The organism is Acidothermus cellulolyticus 11B (assembly GCF_000015025.1).
Classification (GTDB): Bacteria; Actinomycetota; Actinomycetes; order Acidothermales; family Acidothermaceae; genus Acidothermus; species Acidothermus cellulolyticus.
In genome coordinates this window covers 2,211,356-2,231,920 of sequence record NC_008578.1, presented here as the reverse complement: position 1 = coordinate 2,231,920, position 20,565 = coordinate 2,211,356, and the positions used below count along the sequence as shown (strand labels likewise).

The 20,565-nt window shown below is 66.1% G+C and carries 14 protein-coding genes and 1 tRNA gene; 10 read left to right on the top strand and 5 right to left on the bottom strand.

From position 1 onward, the window contains the following. Window positions 1-374 precede the first annotated feature (374 nt). Window positions 375-1,208 carry a PSP1 domain-containing protein gene (locus ACEL_RS10150; protein ID WP_011720799.1) on the top strand — a complete coding sequence of 278 codons (834 nt, stop codon included), beginning with the start codon at window positions 375-377 and terminating at the stop codon, window positions 1,206-1,208. 82 nt (window positions 1,209-1,290) lie between these two features. After that, window positions 1,291-1,366, top strand: a tRNA-Thr gene (locus ACEL_RS10145). Between the two features lie 96 nt (window positions 1,367-1,462). Here ACEL_RS10145 and ACEL_RS10140 read toward each other — a convergent pair. Next, window positions 1,463-2,497, bottom strand: a complete 1,035-nt coding sequence (locus tag ACEL_RS10140) for a sodium:calcium antiporter (RefSeq protein ID WP_041835090.1) — start codon at window positions 2,495-2,497, stop codon at window positions 1,463-1,465. 574 nt (window positions 2,498-3,071) lie between these two features. Between ACEL_RS10140 and ACEL_RS10135 the strand changes: the two genes are divergently transcribed. The 3 genes from ACEL_RS10135 to ACEL_RS10125 all read left to right on the top strand — a co-directional run bounded on the left by ACEL_RS10135 (window position 3,072) and on the right by ACEL_RS10125 (window position 5,546). Beyond that, the gene (locus tag ACEL_RS10135) at window positions 3,072-4,364 is read left to right on the top strand and encodes a coenzyme F420-0:L-glutamate ligase (RefSeq protein ID WP_011720797.1); all 1,293 of its coding nucleotides are present in this window, start codon (window positions 3,072-3,074) and stop codon (window positions 4,362-4,364) included. 14 nt (window positions 4,365-4,378) lie between these two features. After that, window positions 4,379-5,143 carry a 2-phospho-L-lactate guanylyltransferase gene (gene cofC / locus ACEL_RS10130; protein ID WP_083760649.1) on the top strand — a complete coding sequence of 255 codons (765 nt, stop codon included), beginning with the start codon at window positions 4,379-4,381 and terminating at the stop codon, window positions 5,141-5,143. A 199-nt stretch (window positions 5,144-5,342) separates the two neighbouring features. Further along, a complete protein-coding gene (locus tag ACEL_RS10125) occupies window positions 5,343-5,546 on the top strand; it encodes a DUF1918 domain-containing protein (RefSeq protein ID WP_041835089.1) in 204 nt (67 codons plus the stop codon). Window positions 5,547-5,628: 82 nt separating this feature from the next. On the opposite strand, the gene ACEL_RS10120 is transcribed toward ACEL_RS10125, so the two are convergent. Then, window positions 5,629-7,083: a DHA2 family efflux MFS transporter permease subunit gene (locus ACEL_RS10120; protein WP_011720794.1), complete on the bottom strand. Its 1,455-nt coding sequence runs from the start codon at window positions 7,081-7,083 to the stop codon at window positions 5,629-5,631. A 93-nt stretch (window positions 7,084-7,176) separates the two neighbouring features. On the opposite strand from ACEL_RS10120, the gene ACEL_RS11700 reads away from it, so the two are divergent. From ACEL_RS11700 to ACEL_RS10105, 3 genes are all read left to right on the top strand, one after another. Beyond that, window positions 7,177-7,953, top strand: a complete 777-nt coding sequence (locus ACEL_RS11700) for a MarR family winged helix-turn-helix transcriptional regulator (RefSeq protein WP_011720793.1) — start codon at window positions 7,177-7,179, stop codon at window positions 7,951-7,953. A 458-nt stretch (window positions 7,954-8,411) separates the two neighbouring features. Beyond that, complete coding sequence (locus tag ACEL_RS10110; RefSeq protein ID WP_011720792.1) at window positions 8,412-9,335, top strand: sulfite exporter TauE/SafE family protein; 924 nt, start codon at window positions 8,412-8,414, stop codon at window positions 9,333-9,335. A 190-nt stretch (window positions 9,336-9,525) separates the two neighbouring features. Then, entirely contained in the window at window positions 9,526-10,899 is a 1,374-nt protein-coding gene (locus ACEL_RS10105) for an NADP-dependent succinic semialdehyde dehydrogenase (RefSeq protein WP_011720791.1), read from the top strand. A 42-nt stretch (window positions 10,900-10,941) separates the two neighbouring features. Here ACEL_RS10105 and ACEL_RS10100 read toward each other — a convergent pair whose 3' ends face one another. Genes ACEL_RS10100 through ACEL_RS10090 form a run of 3 tightly spaced genes read right to left on the bottom strand, consistent with a single transcriptional unit; the run spans window position 10,942 to window position 15,079 of the window. Beyond that, on the bottom strand, window positions 10,942-11,865 hold the full coding sequence (locus tag ACEL_RS10100) for a DMT family transporter (RefSeq protein WP_011720790.1): 924 nt from the start codon (window positions 11,863-11,865) through the stop codon (window positions 10,942-10,944). Further along, a complete protein-coding gene (locus tag ACEL_RS10095) occupies window positions 11,862-13,544 on the bottom strand; it encodes a phytoene desaturase family protein (RefSeq protein ID WP_011720789.1) in 1,683 nt (560 codons plus the stop codon). Before ACEL_RS10095 ends, ACEL_RS10100 begins: the two co-directional genes overlap by 4 nt. After that, a complete protein-coding gene (locus ACEL_RS10090) occupies window positions 13,520-15,079 on the bottom strand; it encodes an alpha,alpha-trehalose-phosphate synthase (UDP-forming) (protein ID WP_011720788.1) in 1,560 nt (519 codons plus the stop codon). Before ACEL_RS10090 ends, ACEL_RS10095 begins: the two co-directional genes overlap by 25 nt. Window positions 15,080-15,138: 59 nt before the next feature. Here ACEL_RS10090 and ACEL_RS10085 point away from each other — a divergent pair, with 59 nt between their 5' ends. Both ACEL_RS10085 and cas9 read left to right on the top strand, forming a co-directional pair. Further along, window positions 15,139-16,767, top strand: coding sequence for a DUF885 domain-containing protein (locus tag ACEL_RS10085; protein ID WP_011720787.1), 1,629 nt, complete (start codon window positions 15,139-15,141; stop codon window positions 16,765-16,767). 313 nt (window positions 16,768-17,080) lie between these two features. Then, entirely contained in the window at window positions 17,081-20,554 is a 3,474-nt protein-coding gene (gene cas9 / locus ACEL_RS10080; RefSeq protein WP_041835088.1) for a type II CRISPR RNA-guided endonuclease Cas9, read from the top strand. Window positions 20,555-20,565: the final 11 nt, after the last annotated feature.

Below are 20,565 nucleotides of genomic sequence, written 5' to 3'. Positions count from 1 at the left end.
CGTGAGCCACGTATATTTCGCAATCGCGTGTCCTTAGCTCAAAAGCCGAGGTGTCTCGACGAGCACACCCGCGGTTCCTGATGGACGATGACGATGCCGTGATCACCAGTGCTTCGTCGCCGCGCCAGCGGCGCGCTCGGTCATCGCAGGAGCTGCACCCCCTTCGCTACGCTCCCGATCTTCCGTAATGCCGTTACTACCGCACCGCAGGCATGTGGACAGAGAAGGTACGCCGCCGGAGGTGACCGGCCCCCGCTCCGTCGTGGCCTGGCCCGGCCCCTCGCTCCGTCGCTGCCTGACCCGGCGGCCGCCGGAGCGCTCGCCCAGACAGGCCGCGTCGGTCGTTGCGGGCGGTCTAGGGTCGAGACGTGGGCATGATGATGGCCGTCAGCTTCAACCGATACGGGAGGCTGTATTACCTTGACCCCGGGCCGTACGCCCCGAAGGTCGGCGACAAGGTGCTGTACCCGACAACGGCGGGCAACGAGGTTGCCGAGTGCGTCTGGCCCCCGACGTACGTGTCCGAGGAGATCGAGGGTCTGCCGGTCTGCGCCGGGTTTGCCACGGACGCCGATCTTGCCCGTGACGAGCGGAACCGCGGGCGACGGGCGCACGCCCGGGTGGTCGCCCGCCGGTTGATCCGCGAACACAGCCTGCCGATGAAGCTGGTCGGGGTTGATTTTCTGGACGCCGACAATACGTTCCTGTTCTATTTCAGCGCGCCGCACCGGGTGGATTTCCGGGCGTTGGTCCGCGCTCTCTCGGCGGAATTGGACGCACGTGTGGAGCTGCGGCAATTGCGCGCCCGCGACGAGGCTCGTGTGCAGACGGCGATCGGCCCATGCGGCCGGGACACGTGTTGCTCGACTTTTCTCAAGGACTTTGAGCCGGTCTCGGTCCGCATGGCACGCGACCAGGATTTGCCGGCGAATCCGCTGCGGATTTCCGGTGCCTGCGGACGGCTCATGTGCTGCCTGAAATACGAGCATCCGTTGTACGCCGAATTCAAGGCGGATCTCCCGCGGATCGGGAGCCGGGTCTCCACACCGGACGGCGACGGGGTGCTCGTCGGCTACAACGTCCCGGCCGGAAACGTGGTCGTGAAGCTCACCGCGACTGGAGAACGGTGCGTGTGTCCGAAGGCGAGCGTGTGCGGTTCGCGCCGCAGCTACGAGGAGCGGTACGGCCGCCGCGAGCCGCAGGAGTGATCGCGCAGGGCCCGCCGCCTGGCCGGCTGATCCGGCCAGCCCGGTCGCTCCGGCCGTGACCCCGTTACACTGCTGAGCGTCCGCCGCCTTAGCTCAGCCGGCAGAGCAACGCACTCGTAATGCGTAGGTCCGGGGTTCGAATCCCCGAGGCGGCTCCACTTTCCCTGAGGCGGCTTCGCCTGCGCTTCGTCGTGATCCGTCTCCTTCCCGGCGCCGGCCCGCCCGCGCGGGCGTACCCAAGGGCCGCCCGACTCTCACCGGAGGAAGATCAGCCCGGCGGCGAATCCGGCGTACGGAACGGCCGCGTATGCCAGCCGGGCGCTGCTCAGCCGGTGACGGCCGATCGTCGCGAGCAGATAGCCGATCGCCACCATGGTCGCCAGGCCGGACAGCAGAAGCGGCCCGTCGAACCGCCACGGCGTGAAGAGCAACCCGAAACCGCTCGGAACCGTTGCCTGAATCATCATCGCTCCGGAAATATTGGCGAGCGCGAGTTGTGTCTTTCCTTGCCGCACCCAGATGAGGGCGTTGATGGTTTCTGGAAGCTCGGTGGCCACCGGGGAAAGGAGCAGCGCGACGACGCTTGCGGAAAGCCCAAGGGTTTTGCCGGCCCAGGCAAGCTGGTCGACGAACAGTTGCGAGGCAACGAAAATTGCGGCGAGTGCTCCCACGGTCTGTGCGACAACGGCACCGACATGCGGCCGCACCGTGCGCGGCGTTAGTTTCAACGGTTCCAGAGTGGATTCGTCGTGTTCGCCGCCCGCTGATACTTCACGTATGAAATACACGATGTAGACCGCGAAGAATGCAAATCCCAACCACGGTTTGACGGCGAATGTCACGAGCCCCAGCCCAACCTTGACCACGAACACCGCGAGGAACCACCGCTGGTCGCGGACGAGTTGTTTGGTCGGGACTTCGACGTCACTATCGGATTCCCAGGCCGGATTTCCGGACGCAGGCCTCGTGTTTCGCATCACGACCTGGCGCCGTCCGCGCAACAAAAGCACAAAGCCGACCACCGCGTAGGCAATCGTCGCGAGTACCAGGGGTCCGCCGAGTGCGGCACCCATCCCGATGGCGTCAAACGTTGCACTGTGCCCGAAGACGACGGCGACAAAAGTGACGACGCTCTCCGGCAAGGCGGTGCCCACCGCGGCGAGAATCGTCCCCACGGCAATCGGCCCGATGCGCAGGTGCAGCCCAAGCCACTCGATGGCGTTGACGAACCACTCACAGGCGACGTAGATGACGACTGCGGTGCCGACGAGCAATGCGACGTGCACCAACGGTTTCCTCCTCCCGGCGATTGCGGGAGGAGGGGCGGCCTCGACCCGCAACCGCTTTCGTGAGCGTGCGGTCGAAGGTCTCGCCCACCCGGAACGGGCTCAGCCGCCGGGAGCCGGAGCTCCAGCATGTCGACGAACTGACGCGGGACTACTCCCCTTCGCTGCAGATCGTAGCCAGCGTCCAAGCTGTCGACGACGCCGCCCGGTGCCGACGCCCGGCCCCGCGACGTACGACGCCGCCCGGTGCCGCCACCCGGCCCTGCGCCATTCGCCACCCGGCGCCAGCGGTCGGCCCTGCGCCACCCGGCCCTGCGCCATTCGCCGCCCGGTGCCGACGCCCGGTGCCGGCGGTCCCCTGTGACGGACGGCGATGGGTTGGTCCCGTTGCTCGTACGCCACCGATCAACACGGGCTGCCCTCGTAAGGTGGACGGCGTAGGCCGCGGTCCGCGCGGGTGTCGGTGGCCGGAATCCGCCGGTGCCCGGGCGGGACCGCTGACGGTGCCACGCTTTCCGCCCGGTGTGAGCATGGTTGCGACGTCGTACCTGGTGGTGCGACGCGGCGAGGAGGCGGAATGCGCGCGCCGAGTAGTGGTGTCCAGCTCTGGGGTGTAACTGGACTGCCGGAGATCCGGGCAGGCGATGACCTGGCTGCGTTGATCGCGCGGGCTGAGCCGGGCCTTCGGGATCGCGACGTGGTGGTCGTCACCAGCAAGGTGGTGAGCAAAGCCGAGGGCCGGCTGGTCGCCCTCGATCGGGAGGACGCGATCGACCGAGAGGCGGTCCGGATCGTCGCCGAGCGCGGCCGAACCCGTATCGTCGAGACCCGCCACGGTTTCGTCCTTGCCGCAGCCGGTGTGGATGCCAGCAACGTGCCGCCCGGCCAGGTCGCCCTGCTTCCCGTGGATCCCGACGCGTCGGCTCGGCGCATTCGTGACGGCCTGCGCCGGTTCCTCGGGGTGGACGTAGCTGTGATCATTACGGACACCATGGGCCGGGCCTGGCGGACCGGTCTGGTCGATCAGACAATTGGCGCCGCTGGTGTTGCGGTGCTACGGGATTTCCGCGGGCAGCCGGACGCGTTCGGCCGTCCGCTCGACGTGACGGTCGTAGCAATCGCCGACGAGATCGCCGCTGCCGCTGACCTGGTCAAGGGGAAATTGTCGAACGTCCCGGTCGCAATTGTCCGCGGTCTGGACCTCGAATTCGCCGACGACACCGCCCGTCGGCTCGTCCGCCGTCCGGAAGACGACTTGTTCCGGCTCGGCACCCACGAAGCCAAGCGACAGGCGGTCTTCGACCGCCGCACGATCCGCGCATTCACCGCCGACCCGGTCGATATGGACGCCGTCCGGCGTGCGGTCGCCGCCGCGGTCAGCGCACCGGCCCCGCACCACTCCGTGCCGTGGCGGTTCATCGTCGTCACGGAGAAGAGAAAGGAATTGCTCGACGCGATGGCCGAGGCTTGGCGGGAGGATTTGCGCCGCGACGGATTCACGCCCGAGCAGATTCACCGCCGATTGCGCCGGGGCGAGGTGCTGTACCGCGCGCCGCTGCTCGTCGTCCCGGCCATGACGATGACCGGCGCGGCCCACCGCTATCCGGATTCCCGCCGGGCATCGGCTGAACGCGAGATGTTCGTCGCCGCCACCGGCGCCGGGATTGAGAATTTCCTCGTTGCGCTCGCCGCCGAAGGGCTTGGTGCCGCGTGGATTTCCAGCACGATGTTCTGCCGGGACGTCGTCCGCGCCGTCCTTGACCTCCCCGACGATCTCGAGCCGATGGGTGCCGTCGCAGTCGGCAAACCGGCGGAAGCTCCCTCACCGCGGCCCGCCCGGGATCCCGCCGACGTCATGCTCTGGCGGTGAGAAGCATCATCGCGATGGACGAAGCTGCGCGCGCCTCCGAACCGTGGGTGGTCGTCATCCCGGTGAAGCGCCTTGCCGAAGCCAAGAGCCGGCTGGCCGCCTTTGGCCCGTGGCGGACACGGTTCGCACTGGCCGCCCTGGAGGACACCCTTGCGGCGGCGTTGGCATGTCCCAGCGTCCGCGACGTCGTCGTCGTGACGTCGGATGCGGTGGTCGCCCAACTGGCCCGGCGTCAAGCCGCCACCGTTGTGGACGAAGCGGACGTCGTCGCCGGCGCCGGGCCCACCGGCGCGGTCCAGCAGAACGCCGCCAGCACGGTGGGAAGCTACGGGAAATCCGCCGGCGTGGGGTCCGGGAGCGGTGAACCGCGGCTGAACAGTGTGCTCGCCGCGTTCGCCCATCACGTGGCACCCGGAACACGGCTTGCCGTCCTGCCGGCCGATCTGCCGACGCTGCGACCGGCTGATCTCACCACCGCACTGCATCGGGCGAGTCGGCATCCGTTTGCGTATGTGCCCGATGCCGATGGGGCAGGGACGACGCTGCTCACGGCGATCCCCGCTGAGCGGCTCCGCCCCGCCTTTGGCGTGGATTCTGCGCAACGCCATGCCGTACTGGGCGCGGTCTGTCTCGACCTTGCCGGCTTGCAACGGCTGCGTCTCGACGTCGACACGCCGTGCGACTTGGTGCGTGCCGCCGACATGGGACTGGGCGCGCGCACGGAACCGATCTGCCGGCAGATTCTCCGTGCATTCCCGGAGGTCTGCCGGACCGGTTGACACCGGACTAAGGCGCCGCAGAGCGCCGGCGGGGTGGCGGCACGGACCCTGGCCGAATCCGCCGCAGCCGCAGGCGCGGCAGGATGCCGGCGGGCCTGCGCAGTCGGGGGGTTGCACCGTGCCGCAGCCCTGGAAGAATGCGAGTCGAGAGTGACCAACAGCCCGAGCACGAGGGTGACCTTTCCGCTGGGAGGTTGCGATGCAGGCTCACGTTGGTGATGAAATCGCGGTACACAGCCGGCATGTCGGTGAACCGGCGCGTCATGGGGTGATCACCGAAGTGCGGGGCGCCAACGGCACGCCGCCGTACGTCGTCCGGTGGCAGGACGGGACGGAGGCGGTGTTCTTCCCCAGCGCCGATTGCACGATTGCGTGCAAGGACGGCGAGAAGGCCGCGAGCTGAAATTTCGCCGTACCTCACGTGCCGGGAACGGCGCAGCTAATCCGCACCGGACGCGCCGACGCCGCGGCTTTACGGCTGACAGTCATTGATGGTTCATGGCGGCCGTTACGGAGGGCCGCCTTTTTGCGCCTCTGACGAGCGTCAACGCGGCCGCGGCGAGAGCGAAACCGCTGAGCGTGATGACCGCGGCGCGGAATCCCGCAGTGACACCGAGAGTCGGGTGCGTGTATCCGTGTCGTGCGGCGTCAAATGCTCCACCGGCGACCGCGATACCGAGCGCGGACCCTAACGCCCTGGTGGTGTTGAGAATTCCCGCCGCCTGCCCGGATCTCTGCCGCGGCACACTGGTCATGATTGCCGTATTGTTCGGCGGGTTGAAGGCACCCAAGCCCAGGCCGACGGCGGCCAGAATGACAACGACCACGGCGATTCCCCGGCTGACGAAACCCGCAGCCAGCAGGGCGGCGCCGACAAGGGTGAGGCCGGCTGCGGAGAGGAGGAACGCCCACGGTCGCGCCGCGCGGCGTCCGGCCCAGGGTGCGATGAGTCCCAACGCAGCCGGCAGGGCGCTGACGATGAGCCCTGTGCGGGCCGGCGCAACGCCGTGCCCGTTCTCAAGAAAGAACGGCACGACGAACAGCGTGCCGAACAGCACGAGGAACGCGAGAAGACCCGCCACGATGCCGCTGCTGAAAACGCGGTCAGCGAAGAGCCGCGGCTCAAGAAGTGGGTGGTCGCAGCGTCGCTCGTGCCGGATGAAGCCGCCCAGCAGGAACGCGCTGACCACGAATTCGGCGAGAACACCGGGGGTCATGTAACCGGAGTGCTGGCCAGCCGAAAGTCCGATCAGCCCAAGACCGATGGCAGGCAGGAGGAGTACCAACCCCGTCCAATCGAAGGGCGCGCGGGCTGCCAGGTCTCGTGAGCGGGGAAGGAAGAACCAGCCGGCCAGCACGCCGAGCAGCCCGACCGGCCCGTTGACGAAGAAGATCCATCGCCAGCCGAGCGTGTCGATGAGCACACCGCCGACGGTCGGCCCGAGCGCGAGTCCAAGCGCCTGTGCCGCGCCTTGCGCGCCGAGACCCGCACCCACCGCGTCCCGCGGCAACGCGGTGGCAATGAGTGCGACCGAATTCGCCTGCAGCATGGCCGCCCCGAGCGCCTGCACGGCACGGAACGCGACGAGACTGCCGAGATTCGGCGCCAGACCGCACGCCACCGATGCCGCCGCGAAGACGATAAATCCATAGGTGTACAGCAATTTCCGGCCGACCATGTCGGCGAAATGTCCGACGGCGGTGAGCGTGCCGGCCAGAACGACGAGGTATGCCAGTGCCACCCACTCCACGGAGGCCACGCTGGCGGCGAAATCACGTTCAAGAGTGGGAAAAGCAAGCGTCACGATGCTCGCGTCCAGCTGGCCCATGAAGGCGCCGACACAGACCGTCGCGACGACGAGCCAGGGTGCCCGCGGATGATCCCGGATTGCCGGCGGCCGGCGCGGCTCCACGAACAATTCCGCCACGAATCGGCGCATCCCGGAGGTCCGCACCGGTCGTGAGCGTGCCACGGCACCAGCGTAGCGGAGATATCTCGGCCACCGAGCTATTTGTTGGGCTAGCGTGAGGGCGTGCGCACGGAGACATCGAGCGACGCGCGGCACCCGAGCCGCCGCGGACTGACGTCCCCGGCGGAGAGCCGCCGGGACTGCGAACGGTCGTCGCCCGGGCCGGATGACCACGACGTACGGCGTGGTGACGACGTCGTACGGCGTATCGCCGCCCTGCTTGACGCCAGTGGAACGCTCCGGCGGGTCCTGCGGGCCCGGATGCGCAGTGCGTGGCCGTACGACGACCTGCCCGTCGGTCAGCTGGACCTGCTTCGGTTGCTCGTTGAGTCACCCGGCTTGTCGGTCAATCAGGCGGCCGAACGGCTCGCTCTTGCGCCAAACAGCGTGAGCACGATGGTCCGAGGCATGATCGCCGCCGGTCTGGTCGAACGACGCAGCGACCCTGCGGACGCCCGTGCCGCGCGGCTCTATCCCTCCGCCCACGCCGCAGCCCGGCTGCGCCGCTGGCGGGCACGCCGCGCCCAAGTGCTGGCGGCAGCGCTTCCCCGACTGGACGGTGACCACGACTGGCTCGATGCGGCCGTTGCGGCGGTTGAGCGGCTGACCGCGATCCTCGCTGGTGACGACGAAACCGGCGTGCCCGATCCGGCAGACGCGACGGCCGTCGCTCGGCGTCCGGCGGATCGCCACGGCCGTCGCTCGGCGTCCGGCGGCGGCAAAGCCCTGCCGGGCGGCGCAGATGAGCCGCGGCCGGCATCCGGTTCGACGTCCGGCCGTGGGAAAACACACAAAATCGGTAGAGGTACTAGACTCATCGACCGTGATCTGCCAGAATGACGCCATGACTCCGACCACGCGCCGCGGACTTCGGCTGACCCGACGTCGTCATGTCGATCATCTTCGCGTCTGCAGCGCCATCTGTCGGGAAGACTGAGACCTCGGTTCGCTCGCGGCGACGGCTTCGCCAAACCGACGTGCACGGCTGTGCCTACCGGCACGGCATGTGAGCCGCTCGCGATGCGGACAGGGCCACGGCGGCGCCATCCGTAGGCATGGGCGCAGCGTCGCGCGACTCCAATGGCGTGAGCCTGCCGGCGGAGTGAGCCTGCCGGCGGCGCCGGATGGTCTGCCCGAACACCCAGCATTTCCCGGTGGCTTGGTATTGCCGCCGGACGCGGTGAGCCTCAATCCGGAGGCTGACGTAGTAGCCACGACGCAATCGGTCGTGACACAACGGGAGTCCACGAAAGCAAACGAAATTACCACGGATCTCAAGCGACGAAGGGATTGTTGCTGTGCATATCGCCCCTGATTTATCAATCGCCGGCGCATTAGTCGGTTTTCTCATCGGCCTGACCGGTATGGGCGGCGGCGCGTTGATGACCCCGATCCTCATCATGTTTTTTGGCGTCGCACCGCTGGCGGCGGTCTCCAGTGACCTGGTGGCGTCGCTGTTCATGAAACCCGTCGGTGCGGCCGTCCACTGGCGCCGGGGTACGGTTCACCATCGACTTGCGCTCTGGCTGATCGTCAGCTCGGTACCCGCGGCGTTCGGTGGTGTGCTGCTCATCCGTGCGTTAGGCGGGTCGCACGTGCAGAGCACGGTCAAGGTGCTGCTGGGCGTCGTCCTGTTGCTGACCATTGCGTCGATGCTGGTACGCAACCGATTGACCCGGCACGTCCCTGTTGTCGCTGTCTCCCAGGTCAAAGTCCGTCCGCTGCTGACCGTCGCCATCGGCGTCTTCGGCGGTCTTGCGGTGGGAATGACGTCGGTTGGTTCGGGAACGCTGGTCATCGCTCTCCTGCTGCTCGCCTATCCGCAGCTTCGAGCAGGTCAGCTCGTCGGGACCGACCTGGTGCAGGCGATACCGCTGGTCGGGGCCGCCGCGTTGGGTCACGCGCTCTTCGGGGACGTCAAAATCTCGGTGACCCTGTCGCTGTTGGTCGGTGCAATTCCCGGCGTTTATCTGGGCGCGCGGCTCTCCGCGGGTCGCGCGGTCGGGTGGGTACGGCCGATCCTCACCGTCGTCCTGCTCGCATCGGCGGTGAAACTCGTCGGCGCGCCGACACCCCTGACGCTCAGCGTGACAGGGATCTGGGTGGTCCTGCAGATCGGTGCCGCATTTGCCCCGCGGATCAGCCGGCGCCTGGTGATTCGGCGCATTCTGCGGCAGGCTGCGGCGGAGACGCCGTCCCGTACCCCCGACGCGGTGGGCTGACCGGCGGCGCTGCCGCCGGGAAGGTTCGGATCTTCCGGCGGCGTGCCGTTGTCGCCCTCACCGGCGTGGTAACCGGACGTTCGCCTGGTGCGGCCGGCGATCTGTGGCGTGCATCACGGAGCCCGCCGGTTCAGTGCTCTTCCGATTGCGTCGTAGGCTGGCCGCAGGCGGACGTACCAGGAGGACGGCGATGGCTATTGCCACGGTAAATCCAGCAACCGGTGAGGTTGTCAAAACCTTCGATCCGATGACCCCGGCGGAAATCGATGCGAAGCTGACTGCTGCTTTGCAGGGCTTTCAAACTCTCGCCGCGTGGAGTTTCGAGCGACGTGCTGCCGCAATGCGGGAGGCCGCGCGCATTCTGGATGAGGAGCGCGAGGAGATCGCCCGCATTTTGACCATTGAGATGGGCAAAACCATCCGTTCGGCGCGGGCGGAAGTCTCGAAGTGTGCGCGGGCGCTCCGCTTTTATGCAGAACATGCCGAGGAATTCCTTGCCGATGAGCCCGCTGACGCCGCGGCTATCGGCGCGAGCCGGGCGTTCGTGCGTTACCAGCCGATCGGCCCGGTGCTGGCGGTCATGCCGTGGAATTACCCGCTCTGGCAGGTGATCCGATTCGCCGCGCCCGCTCTGATGGCCGGCAACAGCGGGGTGCTGAAGCACGCGAGCAACGTGCCGCAGGCCGCGCTCTTCTTGGAAGAGCTCTTTCGGCGGGCCGGATTTCCCGACGGCGCCTTCGTCACCGTTCTCGTGGGTTCCGATGCGGTCGAAAAAATAATCGCGGATCCGCGGATCCGCGCCGTGACGCTGACCGGCAGCGAATACGCGGGCCGGCAGGTCGCCGCAATCGCCGGCCGGGAACTGAAGAAGACCGTGCTCGAATTGGGCGGCAGCGACCCGTTCATTGTCTTGCCGTCTGCGGATATCGAGCGTGCCGCCGAGGTCGCCACCACCACCCGGTGCCAGAACAACGGCCAGTCGTGCATTGCCGCGAAGCGGTTCATTGTGCACGCGGAGGTCTACGAGGCGTTCGCCGAGGCGTTCGTCGCGAAAATGTCCGCGCTGAAAGTCGGCGATCCGCTCGACGACGCGACCGAGATCGGCCCGCTCGCCACCGAGCAGGGACGCGCCGACGTGGAAGAGCTGGTGGAGGACGCGCGGGCGAAGGGTGCGCAGATTCTGTGCGGCGGACGGCGACCGGAGGGGCCGGGATGGTGGTATCCACCGACGGTCGTCGCCGGCGTGACACCGCAGATGCGGATGTTCGACGAGGAAGTTTTCGGTCCGGTGGCGGGCCTGTACCGGGTCACCTCGGCGGATGAGGCGCTGCGCCTCGCCAACGCAACGCCGTTCGGCCTCGGCTCCAATGTGTGGACACGCGATCTGGCGGAGGCGGAGCACTTCGTCAATGGACTCGAGGCGGGCATGGTTTTCGTCAATGGGATGACGACGTCGTACCCGGAGGTGCCGTTCGGCGGCATCAAGAACTCCGGGTACGGCCGGGAACTGTCCGCCCACGGAATCCGGGAATTCTGCAACATCAAGACCGTCTGGATCGGCTGAACACTCCGGCAGCGGACGGTGGCGGCGTCGGCGTCCGCGTGGCTAGTCGACCGTGTGGTTGCGGGTGAGCCTGAGGTCCGCATGCCGATGACTGAGGCGGGGACGGCGTCGCAGTAAGGCCTGTTCCAGCTGGCGGAAATTCTGTGACGTGCCGACCAGAACCACTCCGGCGACGATTGCGGCCAGGCCGCAGGCTTCGCCGGCAAGAGGCAGGGTGTCCAGCCGTACGCGCTCGCCGAAAACAATGACGCCCATCGCGATCCCGGCTAACGGCTCGGCCGCGGCGATGACGGGCAGCGTGGTGCGCAGGCGTCCGGTCTCGAAGGCGCTCTGCGCGAGCAGCATGGCGACAATGCCGATGGCGATGAGCGTGTACGGCGCCCAGTGCAGGAAAATCTTTGCGATTCCGGCATGCCACGCCGCGGTCGCCCGTCGGGTGAGCCCGTCTTGGACCCCGAAGAGCAGACCGGCGGCGGCCGCGAGCAGCATCGGCCGGACCTCGCCGCCACGCCGACGTGCCTCGACGACGCAGAGTTGGGCGAGGAGAAGCACGCCGATAGCCAGAACCCAGCGGAGCAGTGAATCGGTGTCCGGATCACCGCCGCGTGGGTCGCCAGCCCAGAGAAAAACTCCCACACCCGCGCTCAGCACAAGGGAACCAGACCACTCGCGAAGTCCCAGGGGCTGGTGGTAAAGCAGCCGGGCCAGAATCAGCGCGAACAATACGTTGGCGCTGAGCAACGGTTCGACGAGGGAGACGTCTGCGGTCGCAAGGGCCATGGCCGAGAGCACCTGCCCCGCAATCATCGACAGCACACCAACAATCCAGATCGGCTTGTGCAGCAGGTCAATGAGGAGGCGTATCCGTAGGAAATCGCTGGCAGGCGCGGAAGCGGCGGCGTGCTGCTGCAGGGTGAATCCCAGGCCAAGAAAGATGGCAGCGGCGACGCCGAGGAGGTAGGTCATGAGAGCCTCTTCGGCGGACGGTCAGGCGAGTCAAGGACCGGCCGCTGGCTTGCGGGGTGCTCAGGTCCTCGGATGACCCGTTCACACACTCGGCGCAGCGGCGCACCGAAGATCCGCGTTGCCAGATGATCGGCACGCAATGCCGCCCGCGCCGCATTGGCGCCGCAGGCGCCGTGCACACCCGGACCCGGATGGGCGGAGGAGGACGCCAGATACAGGCCGGGAATGGGCGTTTCCGGGCGGGCAACACCCGGAAGGGGCCGGAAAATCAGTTGTTGGTGCAGGGCCGCCGTGCCTTGCCCGAATGCGCCGTTGTGCAAGCCGGGATGGTCGGCGTCCATGGCCGCCGGGCCGCGCACGACGCGGGTCTTGATGCACTCCCGGAATCCCGGCGCGTAGCGCTCGATGTGGTCTTCAATGCGCCGGACGAATGCCTCGATCTCCGTCTCCGTCCACGCTCCGGAGATCCCATCCGGTCCGGCGTCACCGCGAATCTGCTGCGGAATGTGGGTGTATCCCCAGAGGGATTCGGTGCCGGCGGGTGACCGGCTTGGATCCACCGTCGACAGCTGGCCGAGGACGACGAACGGCCGGGCCGGAACCAATCCCATCGCCAGGTCGGCGGCATATCGGGTCAGGTCGTCCATCGACGCGCCGATGTGCACGGTCCCGGCGCGTCGGACAAGGTCGTTGGTCCACGGTATCGGCTCGTGCAGCGCCCAGTCGATTTTTACCGTCCCGAAATCCCACTGAAAATTCCGCAGGTCGCGGCGCACATTCTCCGGCACATGCTCGGGTGGTATCAATTCGCCGTACAAGGATGGGGCTGGGACGGCGGCCAGCACAGCCCGGCGGGCGGCAATCTCGTCCCCGTCGGCGAGACGGACCCCAACGGCCCGCCCGCTCCGGATGAGGATTCCGGTCACGCGCCGGCCGCAGAGCAATTCGCCGTCCCGGTCGCGCAACCGGGCGAGCAGCGCATCAGTGACGCGCTGCGCTCCCCCTTGGGGAACGGGAAATCCGACGTCACCGGCGAGCATGGCGAGCAGCCAGCCGTACAAGCCGCTCATCGTGGATTCCGGTGCGAAGTCTGCGTGCAGAGCGTTGCCGGCGAAAAGAAGGCCGGTGGGTTCGCGGACCCATTCCTCGGCAAACCGCCGCACCGGAAGAAGCGCCATCCGGGCGAACCGCCCAAGACCGCTGCGGTACAGCGCCCGGGCGAGTCGTACTCCGGCGCGCACCGGCGGGAACGGCGTACAGAGCGCGTCCATCAACGCAGGCGCGGCGCGTTTCCAGAGCGCGGCGAGCTCCATCCAGCCGGCTCCGGATCCGGGGGCGACATCATCCAGCAATGCAGCGGTTTCCGTGACGTCCCGGGAGACGGCGAGCGCCCGGCCGTCCGGAAGCGGATGCGCAAACGCGAAATCAGCGTGGCGCCATCTCACGCCGTACCGTTCGAGCTGCATGGCCTGCATCGCCGGTGAGGCGATCGCGAGCGGATAGAAGGCGCTGCAGGCGTCAGAGATGAAGTCCGGATCGACGTAACGGCCGGAGCGCACCCCGCCGCCGGGTTGCTGCGCTGCTTCGACGACCAGCACCGACCATCCGGCGTCCGCGAGCAGATTTGCGGCGACCAGGCCGTTCGGCCCGCTCCCTATGACGATCGCGTCGGTTTCCACGACCAGAGCCCGGTGAACTCGGCGAGATCTGTGAGCTGAAAGTCCAGCCACTTCGTCACGTTGTTGGCCCGCACAATTTCCGCCGCCGCTTCCAGGCGTTCCCGGCGTTCCTCCTCCGGCATCATGAGCGCAATGTACAGCGCATCCGCCTGCTGTTGGATGTCGAAGGGGTAGAGCGTGACGGCGAAGGCACCTAATTCTTCGTACGCGCCGGTGTTCTCCGAGAGAGCGAGCACGGCGTTGCGCCGGGAGACGCAGACGGCTTCCTTCGCGACGAGGTTCATCCCATCGGCGATTGAATTGACCATGACGACGTCGCAGATGCTGTACGCCGCCACCGCGGTGAGGAAGTCCTCATGCAGACGGAGGTCGATCGGCGCTTCACCGCCGCGGGTGTACTTCGCGTTGATGCGCGCGACGACAGAGCCGATGCGGCCAATGTATTCGACGTACTCGGGGACATCGAGACGGCTTGGCTGCAGGAAGGCGAGGAAGCGCACTTTCCCGACCAGTTCAGGATGGTCGTCAAGGAGCCGTTCGAACGCAAGGAAGCCGCGAACGATGTTCTTTGACGGATCCGTTCGGTCCACTCGGACGATGAGCTTGCCTCCTTCTGCGGCGAGCCAGGTCTCCAGGTCGTCCAGGCGGGTGCGGACAGCCTTGCTCCTCGCGACTTCCTCGAGGGCGTCGACGTCAATGGAAATCGGATACGTCTTTGCAGCGATGGTCCGCGGCCCGTACTGTACGGTCATTTTGTCGAGATTGATGGGAAGGCCGAGGAGTTCCTGCGCGCAGAGCAGGAAATTGCGGGCGAACCGCTCGGTGTGGAACGCGACAATGTCGTTGCCGAGCAGCCCGGCGAAAATCTGGTCGCGCATGTGCGGCGGGAGGACCCGCCACGCGTCCGGTCCGGGCCAGGGAATGTGGACGAAATGCGAGAGTACGACGTCGGGGCAGCGTTCCCGGACCATGGCGGCGACGAGGTAGAAGTGGTAGTCGTGGAGCATGACGAGGGCGCGGCCGCCTCGGCTCTCCACTTCTTCCGCGATGGTGTCGGCGAAGGCGCGGTTGACCGCGACGTAGCCGTGTTCGAATGCCTCGTGTTCAACCTCGTCGATGTTCGGTGCGCGGGTCAAGTCGTAGAGCCCGTGCTGAACGAACCAGAGCATGGGGTTGGAGATGACCGAGTAGAAGTCCTCCCGGGCTGCGGGATCAATTTCCACCATGCGGATCGCGGCGACTGGTTCGTCATGGGCGTCCGGGTCGGCGATGCGCGGCAATGGCCCGACGGCGATGGGAATCGCCTTGCCGCGGTGTTCCGCGACGACCGCAGCGTCCTCCTCGGTGCTCGCCGCGCAGACCCATACGGCGTCCGGGATCTCGCGGACGAGACCGAGCAGCGCGGTGACGAGCCCACCGGCCCCGCGGCGGGCGATCCGGCGGCCGCCTTCGCGGCGGAACTGGACGGGGGCCCGGTGCGAAGCGACGATCACGGGAACACCAAGCTGCCACCGTCCGCCCGCTCGTTCCGCCACGCCTGACTCCCTCCTGTGCTGCGGTGCGCGCCGTCGCCTTCTGCCCGTAGGTTATGCCCATGACGGTTGCGTCCACCCCTGAGCCGGCGGCCGACTTTGAACGTTTCGCCTCGGAGGCGGTCGACCAGCTGCTTGCGTACCAGCCCTCACTCGCCACCGCAATCGGCGATCACCGGTTTGATGACCGGCTCGAGGACCTGCGGCCCGCAGCGGTCAACGACGAGATCCGGGCGCTGCGCGCCGTCCTCACCCGTCTGGAGCGGTACCCGCTCGACCGACTGCCCGTCGGCCACCGCGTCGACGCGGAGATCCTCCGCAACAAGGTTGCGGAACGGCTTTTCGAGTTGGAGACGCTACGGGAACACGAGTGGAATCCGCTGCAGGCCAACCCCGGCACGGCGCTGTATCTGCTCCTTGCCCGGGATTTCGCTCCACTCGATGACCGGCTTCGCGCCTTGGCCGGCCGGCTCGCCGCGGTTCCGGAACAGCTGGCGGCGGCGCGCGCGTCGTCCCGTGACATGCCGCGCGTGCACGTGGAGACGGCCATCGACCAGTTCAGCGGAACGCTGCGGCTGTTGGAGGACGAAATTCCCGCGCACGCACAGGGAAGTCCGTACGCCGGCCTGGTTGCCGAGCGGTTGGCGCCGGCGGTCGAAGCGGTCCGCACCCACCTGGCGTGGCTGTGTGAGCAGCTCGACCAAGCGGACGGCGATCCACGGCTCGGACCGGAGCTGTACACGGCGAAACTCGCGCTGGTGTTGGATGTCGCGCGGCGCCCGGAAGACGTCGCCGCCGCTGCGTGGGCGGAGGTTCAGCGGGTTGAGCAGGCAATGGTGGAGACAGCGGGCCGGCTCGGCGGTTCACCACAAGAGATTTTCGCCCGATTGGCCGAGCAGGCTCCCAATGACGAGACGGTCATCACCGAAGCACGCTCCGCGTTGGCTGAGGCGACGGAGTTCGTCCAAGGACGCGAGTTGGTCACATACTACGCCGATCCGCTCGACATCATCGTCATGCCGGAGATTCACCGCGGGGTCGCCGTGGCGTATTGCGAACCGCCGGGACCGCTGGATCCACCGGATACGCCTACTTTTTTCGCGATTTCCCCGGCTCCTGCTTCGTGGCCCTCGGAACGGGTTGCGTCGTTTTACCGGGAGTACAACGTGCATGCGCTGCGCAATCTCGTCGTGCATGAAGCCATGCCCGGCCACATGCTCCAATTAGCGCACGCCCGGCGGTCGGAAACTCCGACCTTGGTACGCCGGGCGTTCTGGAGCGGGCCGTTTGTCGAAGGGTGGGCGGTGTACGCCGAAGAGGTGATGGCGCGGTACGGGTTCGGCGGCCTTGCCGTGGCGATGCAACAGCTGAAAATGCGGTTGCGGACGGCGTTGAACGCGGTGCTTGACGTAGGGGTGCATTGCGAGGGGCTGACGGAGGAGGAAGCGCTGCGGTTGCTGCGCGACCGCGGGTACCAAGAGGAGGGGGAGGCGGTCGGCAAGTGGCGACGCGCACTGCTCACGAGCGCGCAGTTGTCGACCTACCACGTCGGAGTTCTCGAGGTGAGCGAGGTGGCGGCGCAGCTTCGCGCCGCCCACCCGGAGTGGAGCGACCGTCGTCTGCACGACACGCTGCTGAGTTTTGGGAATCCGCCGCCCCGGCACTTGCCCCGGCTGCTCGGCCTGGCGTGAGCTGGCTCGGCGTCGGTGTCGCCGGTGCGTTCGGCGATCCCGCGGGCGTGCGTGAGAGTGATTCGCTGGGCGTTAGTGTCACGGTCCCTGAGGCTGCGGACGAGACGCCGCGGACGAGTCTCTGACGCTGCGGGCGGGTGGCATCCGTGATCATAAACGAACCCCCTCGCTGCTGCGAGGGGGTGAAGAATGCGACCCCACGAAGGGGTCTTGCTAGGTAGCCTGTCTCGCTGCGAGTATACATCGCGCCGCTCTGATCGCAAGGTATTGCGTCTCAAAAAATCCGTGCATTATGTCGGTCCATGTCGCTATCGTGAGCTTGCAACTGATCATCAAAGGCGTTGAGTACGGACGAGGAGCTGATCCGACCATGGGTGGTTCTGAGGTGGGGACGGTGCCTGTCACCTGGCGGCTGGGCGTCGACGTAGGCGAGCGGTCAATCGGCCTCGCGGCGGTTTCCTATGAGGAAGACAAGCCGAAAGAGATCTTGGCCGCAGTGTCGTGGATACATGACGGCGGCGTCGGGGATGAAAGATCGGGAGCGAGTCGGCTGGCTCTGAGAGGCATGGCGCGCCGTGCTCGCCGGCTGCGACGCTTTCGTCGCGCACGCCTACGTGATCTCGACATGCTTCTTTCGGAGCTCGGCTGGACGCCGTTGCCGGACAAGAACGTGTCGCCAGTCGACGCTTGGCTTGCTCGTAAGCGGCTCGCCGAGGAATACGTCGTCGATGAGACCGAGCGGCGCCGCCTGCTTGGATACGCGGTGAGCCACATGGCACGTCACCGGGGATGGCGGAACCCGTGGACGACCATTAAAGACCTCAAAAATCTACCGCAGCCTAGCGACTCGTGGGAGCGCACTCGGGAGAGTCTGGAAGCCCGGTACTCCGTGTCGCTCGAGCCGGGGACGGTTGGTCAGTGGGCCGGCTACCTGCTTCAGCGCGCACCGGGGATTCGGCTGAATCCAACGCAACAGTCCGCCGGACGCCGCGCCGAGTTAAGTAACGCAACTGCCTTTGAAACGCGTCTTCGCCAGGAGGATGTGCTCTGGGAATTGCGGTGCATTGCCGATGTGCAGGGGCTGCCGGAGGATGTCGTGTCAAACGTCATCGACGCGGTGTTCTGTCAGAAGCGGCCAAGTGTCCCGGCAGAGCGCATCGGCCGCGATCCCCTTGACCCCAGTCAGCTTCGCGCGTCACGCGCGTGTCTGGAGTTTCAGGAGTATCGCATCGTTGCGGCGGTGGCTAACCTGCGGATACGTGATGGCTCTGGTTCACGGCCGCTTTCCCTTGAAGAGCGCAACGCGGTGATCGAAGCGTTGCTTGCTCAAACCGAGCGTAGCCTCACGTGGTCAGATATTGCGCTGGAGATTCTTAAGTTGCCGAATGAAAGCGACCTGACGAGCGTGCCGGAAGAAGACGGGCCGTCGTCGCTCGCATATTCACAGTTCGCTCCGTTCGACGAGACGTCGGCCCGTATTGCTGAGTTTATCGCTAAAAACCGGCGTAAGATTCCAACCTTCGCTCAATGGTGGCAGGAGCAGGATCGCACGTCGCGTTCAGATCTTGTGGCCGCCTTGGCCGACAACTCTATTGCCGGCGAGGAAGAGCAAGAGCTCCTTGTGCACCTACCGGACGCGGAGCTCGAGGCGCTTGAGGGCCTGGCTCTACCAAGCGGCCGCGTCGCGTATAGTCGGCTGACCTTGTCTGGTTTGACACGGGTTATGCGGGATGACGGTGTTGACGTGCATAATGCTCGAAAAACGTGTTTCGGGGTTGACGACAACTGGCGCCCGCCGCTACCGGCGTTGCACGAAGCGACTGGACATCCGGTGGTGGACCGCAATCTCGCGATTCTGAGGAAGTTTCTTTCGTCAGCCACGATGCGCTGGGGTCCACCCCAGAGTATCGTCGTTGAGTTGGCACGGGGAGCCAGCGAGTCAAGGGAACGACAGGCGGAAGAAGAAGCGGCCCGTCGTGCCCATCGGAAAGCAAACGATCGAATCCGCGCTGAACTTCGCGCCTCCGGCCTTAGTGATCCGTCTCCAGCTGATTTGGTCCGTGCGCGGCTGCTCGAACTCTACGACTGCCATTGCATGTACTGCGGCGCGCCCATTAGCTGGGAGAATTCGGAGCTTGACCACATTGTCCCGCGTACGGACGGCGGCTCGAACAGACATGAGAATCTCGCGATTACCTGCGGAGCGTGCAACAAGGAAAAAGGTCGACGTCCCTTTGCGTCGTGGGCTGAGACAAGTAATAGAGTACAGCTTCGCGACGTGATCGATCGTGTCCAAAAGCTGAAATACTCAGGCAACATGTACTGGACTCGCGACGAGTTCTCTCGGTACAAGAAGTCTGTCGTCGCCCGCCTCAAAAGGCGCACCTCCGATCCCGAAGTGATTCAAAGCATTGAATCCACCGGCTACGCAGCTGTCGCGCTAAGGGACCGCCTGCTCAGTTACGGCGAAAAGAACGGAGTAGCTCAGGTAGCGGTTTTCCGCGGTGGCGTGACCGCCGAAGCGAGACGCTGGCTCGATATCTCGATCGAGAGGCTCTTCTCCCGTGTTGCAATTTTTGCTCAGTCAACGAGCACGAAGCGGCTCGATCGTCGGCACCATGCCGTGGACGCGGTTGTGCTCACAACGCTGACTCCGGGCGTCGCGAAGACCTTGGCCGACGCGCGGAGTCGTCGCGTCTCAGCGGAGTTCTGGCGTCGGCCTAGCGATGTGAACCGGCATTCAACAGAGGAGCCTCAGTCGCCAGCTTATCGTCAATGGAAGGAGTCCTGCTCGGGTCTAGGCGACTTACTCATTAGTACCGCCGCCCGTGACAGTATCGCCGTGGCCGCACCGTTGCGACTGAGGCCGACCGGCGCGCTGCATGAGGAAACACTTCGCGCCTTCTCGGAGCACACGGTGGGAGCTGCGTGGAAAGGAGCAGAGCTACGACGCATCGTCGAGCCTGAGGTTTATGCCGCCTTCCTCGCCCTTACCGATCCTGGTGGTCGATTCCTCAAGGTGAGCCCTAGTGAAGACGTGCTACCCGCTGACGAGAACCGGCATATCGTCCTTTCTGATAGGGTCTTGGGTCCTCGCGATCGGGTAAAGCTGTTCCCGGATGATCGAGGCTCGATACGGGTGCGCGGCGGTGCGGCGTACATTGCATCTTTTCACCACGCCCGCGTCTTCCGCTGGGGCAGCAGTCATTCCCCGTCCTTTGCTCTGCTGCGTGTTTCACTTGCGGACTTGGCTGTTGCTGGCCTTCTTCGTGACGGCGTGGACGTCTTTACTGCTGAGTTGCCGCCGTGGACGCCGGCATGGCGCTATGCCAGCATCGCGTTAGTGAAGGCGGTGGAGTCTGGCGATGCGAAACAGGTTGGCTGGCTTGTCCCCGGAGACGAGTTGGATTTCGGCCCGGAAGGTGTGACAACGGCAGCCGGGGATTTAAGTATGTTCCTGAAGTACTTCCCGGAGCGGCATTGGGTCGTCACAGGCTTTGAGGATGATAAAAGGATCAATCTTAAGCCGGCGTTTCTCTCCGCGGAACAAGCTGAGGTTCTCCGCACGGAGAGAAGCGATCGTCCCGACACCTTGACTGAAGCCGGGGAGATTCTCGCACAATTCTTCCCGCGGTGTTGGCGGGCGACCGTCGCAAAGGTCTTGTGCCACCCTGGCCTTACGGTGATCCGACGAACTGCGCTTGGTCAACCTCGGTGGCGCCGGGGTCATCTCCCGTACTCGTGGCGGCCTTGGAGCGCAGATCCCTGGAGCGGCGGTACACCATGACAGGACCGTGG